The organism is Polaromonas sp. P1_E3, from assembly GCF_056405935.1.
The window spans coordinates 1-5,399 of record NZ_JBFUBD010000186.1; the positions used below are offsets into that span (position 1 = coordinate 1).

At 62.7% G+C, this 5,399-nt stretch carries 8 protein-coding genes; 3 read left to right on the forward strand and 5 right to left on the reverse strand.

The annotated features are described in order from the left end of the window. Positions 1 to 634, forward strand: a 634-nt coding sequence (locus AC1D0Z_RS15390; protein WP_477659098.1) for a hypothetical protein, incomplete at its 5' end; no start/stop codon positions are given. Further along, a complete protein-coding gene (locus AC1D0Z_RS15395) occupies positions 631 to 1,656 on the forward strand; it encodes an ABC transporter substrate-binding protein (protein WP_477659099.1) in 1,026 nt (341 codons plus the stop codon). The genes AC1D0Z_RS15390 and AC1D0Z_RS15395, both read left to right, overlap by 4 nt. 21 nt (positions 1,657 to 1,677) lie before the next feature. On the opposite strand, the gene AC1D0Z_RS15400 is transcribed toward AC1D0Z_RS15395, so the two are convergent. From AC1D0Z_RS15400 to AC1D0Z_RS15410, 3 genes are all read right to left on the reverse strand, one after another. Further along, entirely contained in the window at positions 1,678 to 2,463 is a 786-nt protein-coding gene (locus tag AC1D0Z_RS15400) for a substrate-binding domain-containing protein (protein WP_477659100.1), read from the reverse strand. A 43-nt stretch (positions 2,464 to 2,506) separates the two neighbouring features. Further along, on the reverse strand, positions 2,507 to 2,725 hold the full coding sequence (locus AC1D0Z_RS15405) for a hypothetical protein (RefSeq protein WP_477659101.1): 219 nt from the start codon (positions 2,723 to 2,725) through the stop codon (positions 2,507 to 2,509). Between the two features lie 117 nt (positions 2,726 to 2,842). Continuing rightward, positions 2,843 to 3,439 (reverse strand): 3'-5' exonuclease, encoded by a 597-nt coding sequence (locus AC1D0Z_RS15410; RefSeq protein ID WP_477659102.1) that lies wholly within the window; start codon positions 3,437 to 3,439, stop codon positions 2,843 to 2,845. 123 nt (positions 3,440 to 3,562) lie between these two features. On the opposite strand from AC1D0Z_RS15410, the gene AC1D0Z_RS15415 reads away from it, so the two are divergent. After that, on the forward strand, positions 3,563 to 3,820 hold the full coding sequence (locus AC1D0Z_RS15415; protein WP_477649545.1) for a hypothetical protein: 258 nt from the start codon (positions 3,563 to 3,565) through the stop codon (positions 3,818 to 3,820). A 22-nt stretch (positions 3,821 to 3,842) separates the two neighbouring features. On the opposite strand, the gene AC1D0Z_RS15420 is transcribed toward AC1D0Z_RS15415, so the two are convergent. Then, positions 3,843 to 4,568 carry a site-2 protease family protein gene (locus tag AC1D0Z_RS15420; protein WP_477659103.1) on the reverse strand — a complete coding sequence of 242 codons (726 nt, stop codon included), beginning with the start codon at positions 4,566 to 4,568 and terminating at the stop codon, positions 3,843 to 3,845. Positions 4,569 to 4,581: 13 nt separating this feature from the next. Beyond that, positions 4,582 to 5,399 (reverse strand): DUF2167 domain-containing protein (locus AC1D0Z_RS15425; RefSeq protein WP_477659104.1); only part of this gene is annotated, 818 nt, incomplete at its 5' end.

A 5,399-nucleotide genomic window follows, 5' to 3' on the forward strand; every position in this document is an offset into this window, starting at 1 on the left:
GCTGGGCGACGTCACCCGGCCCGAAAAAGCCGCGCTCACCGGTTTCCTGTTTTTCCTGCTGGGCGCCGGCACCGCAGGCTGGCACCAGATTTCTCCAGCCTGGCTTGCGGCCTTTCTGCTGGTCGGCCTGTTGCTCATGGGCTTGCTGAGCAAGAAGGACTTCCAGCAGAAGATCGACTGGCCGATGATTTTCTTTCTGCTCAGCCTTGACGGCCTGAGCCGTGCCATCAGCTACCTGGGGCTGGACACCGCACTGGCCCATTCGGCAGGCAACATGTTTGATTTCGTCGGCGGCAAGATGGTCTGGTTCATTCCGGTCGCGCTGGTGGTCACGCTGCTGCTGCGCCTGGTGCTGCCCATCACCGCCGGCATGATCGTGGCGGCGGTGATCCTTCTGCCCATCGGGCAGGCGCAGTTCATCAACCCCTGGGTCGTGGTCTTCCTGACCGCGATGTTCAGCGACATCTGGTTCATGCCCTACCAAAGCTCCCAGTACCTGCAGGTCATGGGCAGCGGACTGGACCGCTACTACAAACACACCGATTTCCTGCGCTATAACCACTGGATGAACCTGGCGCGCCTGCTGGCGGCCTATCTCTCGATTCCCTATTGGGAATGGCTGGGCCTGGTATGAAAAACGGAACCCTCGCTGTCCTGACGGCTGCCGCCCTTCTCGTCGCGCTGCTGTTGCTGGGCATGTTCAACCTGTCCAAGCCGCGGGTGCTGGTACTGCACAGCGCCGACCGAAACTCCACCACCGTCGCCAGGATGGACGAAGGCATACGCCATGTTCTGGACAAAAACAGACAGCCCTTGACGGTACGCTGGCATTACCTGGGCATAGACCGCCTCCCCGATGAAGACCACCGCCAGGACGCCGCAAAGGAAGGCCTGCGCGCCATTGAACAGTTCAAGCCCGACCTGGTGATTGCGGTAGACGACGAAGCCCAGCAATACGTGATGCGCCGCTTTGCCGGGCAGGGCCATCCCAGGGTGGTGTTCGCCGCCATAGACCACGACCCCGCGGAGTACGGCTACGTGGGCGCCGCCAACGTCACCGGCGTCGTCGAGCGTCTGCCGCTGGCCGCCATGCGCGACTTGCTGCAGCACGTGAAAAAGGGCCAACCGGTGCGCGTGGCTGTGCTGGGCGATGCCGGCCCCACCAGCAAAGGCCAGCTCAGGCAGGTCGAAACTTTCAACTGGGCGCCCCACAGTGTGGTGGCCACCCACACACTGGGCGATTTCCCCGCCTGGCAAGCGGCCATCAAAGCCATGGACGGCAAGGCCGATGTGGTGCTCGTGCTGTCGCATGGCAGTTTGCGTGCAGGGCCTGCGGTGGCCGGCGTGGCGCCCGACGCCGAGGTGGTCAGGTGGATCGAAGCCAATGCCGCGCCCTTGCCGCTGGGTGTCGACATTGAATACGTCCAGCAGGGTGGGGGACTCAGTGTGGCGCCATCCGCCAGGTCGATGGGGGAAATCGCCGCAGCCGATGCGCTGGCCTGGCTGAAGGCAAAACCCGCCGGTGCACCGCCGCTGTCGGGCCAGGACGCGCGTTACAGCGTGGGTTTGCGCGCTGCCGCCCTGGGTGCCCGCAACATCGCGTTGCCGTCGATCTACACCGAAGCCGCGCGGCTGGAACAGCTCTACTACCCCTGATTGATGCCCGCAGGGCCGCCGTTATGGAGCGGTGACAGGTTCCAGCCCGGTTTTCCGGATGACGGGCGCCGCTGCCGCGGTGGTAAAGAAACGGATCAATGCGCGTGCGGCATCCTGCTCGACGGCATCGGCAGCAATGCCTGCTGAAAACACGGTGACGCGCTGCACTTCGTCCGGCAGCGGCCCCACATAGTCGATGCCCGGAATCGGAAGCAGTTCGCTGACCTGCTGGAAGCCCAGCTCGGCATCGCCGCGGGCCACCACAGTACCCACCCGCTCGCTGAGTATTTTGGTGCTCTTGCCCGAAACCTGCGCCGAGATGCCCAGGCGCTGGAACAGCTCGGTAGAGATATAGACACCGCTCGCGCTCGCTGAGTAGGCGATGGACCGGGCGTCCAGCAGCGTGCGCCTGAGCGCGTCGACCGTGCTGATGTCAGGCTTGGGCGCCCCTGCGCGCACGACCATGCCGATCAGGGAGCGCACCAGGTCYACCCGGCTGCCGGCCTGTACCTTGCCCTGGCTCACGAGCGCATCCAGCGCCGGCGCCGCCAGGATCACGATGTCGGCCCGCTCCTTGCGCGCCAGCCTGTTCGGAATGGCATCCGGTGCGTCGCCCATGGAAGCGCCATAAGCCGTGATGACCCTGTGCCCGGTGGCACGCTCAAAGGCCGGCACCAGCTCGTTGTAGGCGGCGGTAAAGCCGCCCGAGGTCATCACATGAATATCGGCCGCCCACGCGGCGCCGCCGGACCACACCAGCGCGGGCAGCAGTAAAAAGATCCTGCAGAACTTCAGAACGTGTTGCATGCCATCTCCTCGTTTTCTTCGATCTGCTGCGTGGACGCCTGACTCAGCGCACGCACTCAAACCCATATTGCTCCGGGGTTGGCTTTGTCACCAGCCGGGCATGCAGGCCGCGCTGCTGGCATTGCATTTCAGCGATGTCGGTGGCTTCGCCCAGTTTCGACGGGCGGGCCTTGACCACAATCAGTTTGTCATTGACGCTGACCAGTTCGGCCGCACAGCCGGACATCAGGACGCAGGCGAGCAGGGGGAGCAATGTTTTCATGGAGGAATCCTTTGAGATTAAAACAGTTTGGGCATTAAATTTCTTGAATGAAATCGGCTGCAGCCCTTTAGGGGCGGGCGCAAGCAGCTATTAATTTAGTAGCGTATTCGCCGTGTTTCACCCCAGCCCCAGCGCCTTGAACACGCGCAGCGCACCATAGGCATCATTGGCCGCATAAATGATCTGCGCTTCCGTCAGCCGTTCATTGGCCCAGTTGGAGGTGGCCGCTTTCTTGGATTTGAGAAAACGCTTGTTGAACATCACGGCCACGGCGCCGCGCACCCCCATGTCCTTGCGGTAGCCGCGCTCGCGGAACACCACGTTCAGGTCCAGCACACCCTGCAGGTCTGTGCCCAGCTTGCGGATGATGCGGCGCTGGTCGTCGCCCAGGCCGAAGCCGGCCTTGATGATGGCGGGCGAACTCAGCAGCAGCCCGACCACGCGGCGGCATTCGGCGTCTTCGAGCTGGAAGATCCAGGCTTTGTCGAGCGCCGACAGCTGCACGATGTGCGGGCCTTCAGAGGCTTCATTTTTGGCAAAGGTCGGTTTCGATTCGGTGTCAAAGCCCAGCACCGTGGCGCCGGCCAGGGCCTGCAGCGCGGCGGAGGCCTGGGCCGGCGTGGCCACCACCTGGATCTGGCCCAGACCCAGCCGGTCAAATGGCTCCAGCAGGGCAATTTCTTCTTTTCCGGGTGTCGGGTGGCGCTCGGTCATGGGTATTGGGGCTTCAGGGGGCAAAAAAGGGGGTTGGAGCAAGCTTTACGCAAGGCTAGAGCTTACAGTCAGGGCTAGCGGATTCCTCCAGGCCGTCCCCGGCCGCCCGCATTCACCGACATCATGGCAGCAGCACAAAGCATCACCACCGAGCATTACAAGCTCTTTCCGTCGCCGCGCAACCGGCACCGCACGATTTTTCTGCACCAGGTGTTTGTGCCCCACTCCTTCATGCTGATCGACATGGAAAGCTATGGGCTCAAGGGCAAATACAGCCTGTTCGGTGCCTGCCGCCTGGCTGATATGCGCATGGGCCAATTGGTGACGCTGGAGCTGCCCGAAGACGAAGCGACCTTCAACGCGAAGTTTGTGCCGGACTGACACAGCCCGCGTGCTCACCTGGTTAGCGGATGGCACTGACGCCGCGCAGCATTTCGTGCACATCGTGTGTCATCACCGCCAGAAACGCCGCCAGGGCCAGGTAGTAAAAGCCGTACTCAAAACGCGTGGCGGCGCTGGTCGCGTAATAGGTTTTGGCCTCTTCGCTGTCTGATTTGTAGCGTATGGCCTTCAGCAGCTGCGGCCCGGCCAGCAGCGCCATCAGGATGAGCATGGGGCTGGGCCGCCAGAAGAACAGGCCCACCAGCACCGGCACCCCCAGGAACCAGATGCGCGGCGACAGCACCGCGGTGATGCGGCCTCCGTCAAACGGCGACAACGGAATCAGGTTGAAGAGGTTCAGGAAAAAGCCGGAGTACGCGATTGCCAGCAGCAGGTTGCTGTCCTGGTCGCGTGCCAGAAAATAGCAGGCCAGCGCGCCTATCGTGCCCAGCAGCGGGCCGCCCAGGCCCACATAGGCTTCGGTTTCGGCGTCATGCGGCATGTCCTTGAGCTCTACCCAGGCACCCACAAACGGAATGAAGGTGGGTGCGCCCACATCGAGGCCGCGTTGGCGTGCCGCAATGTAGTGGCCCATTTCATGCACAAACAGCAGCGCCACAAAGCCCACCGCATAGCGCCAGCCGAACAGCAGCGCATAGGCAAACACCGAAATCAGCATGCTGCCACCCGTGAGCAGCAGCTTGCCGAATTTGGCGCCGGTGAAAAGCAGCAGCAGGAGTTTCGTCACGTGAGGAAACTTTTCAGGCGGTGGGCGGTGCCGGCGGTTTTGGCGGGCTGGCCGGCGCGGCATTTGCCGCACTGCCGAATGCGGCAGGAACCGTGTCCTGATCGGCTGCCGCGACCGGCATCGGCACTGCAGCCGGTTTGCGCTTGAAATATTTAAAGAACACCGCGCCAAACCCCGCCACGGCCAGAAAAATCACCTTGGCGAATTTGGCAAAAAAGAGCGCGGCGACGGCAAAGAAACCCAGCTTTTTCGCGGCCACGCCCAGCACCAGTGCGGCCAGGCCGTATTCAGCCACCTTGTCGGTTTTGGAGTTGAAATCGGCATAACGTTTGCCGTCGTTGTATTGCAGGGCCGACAGCAGCTCCGCCGCAACGGGTTTGTCTTTCGGCAAATCGTTCAGCGCTGTCACCAGGTTCAGGCTGAAGTAGCCCTCGCGTCCCAGCGCGTAGGTGTTGTAGTTCACGCCCTGCGCGGCATCGGGCGCCGCGCCGCGGTCCTTGCTGGACATGGCCCACACCAGCCGGTGGGTGGCCGCGTTGTAGGCTGGCTTTTCGGCCCAGCCGACAATTTCCATTTCAGGAAAACCCATCTTCTTGCGTTCGCTGTTCGAGGCTTCTGTGCCTTCGCGGTAGCTCTTGAGAAGGTCGTCGGCGTTCCAGTCCTTGGCATCGTCATCTTTCACGTAGCCTGCGGACTCAAAGCGCACCGTGACAAACCAGGAGTCGTTGGCCGCCGGAAACACCAGGCCCTGCAGCCGCGAGTCCTTGCCGGGGTTGCCCATGGCGTTCAGAAGCCTGGCGGCCTGCGGTTGCGGCACAAAAATGCGGCCGG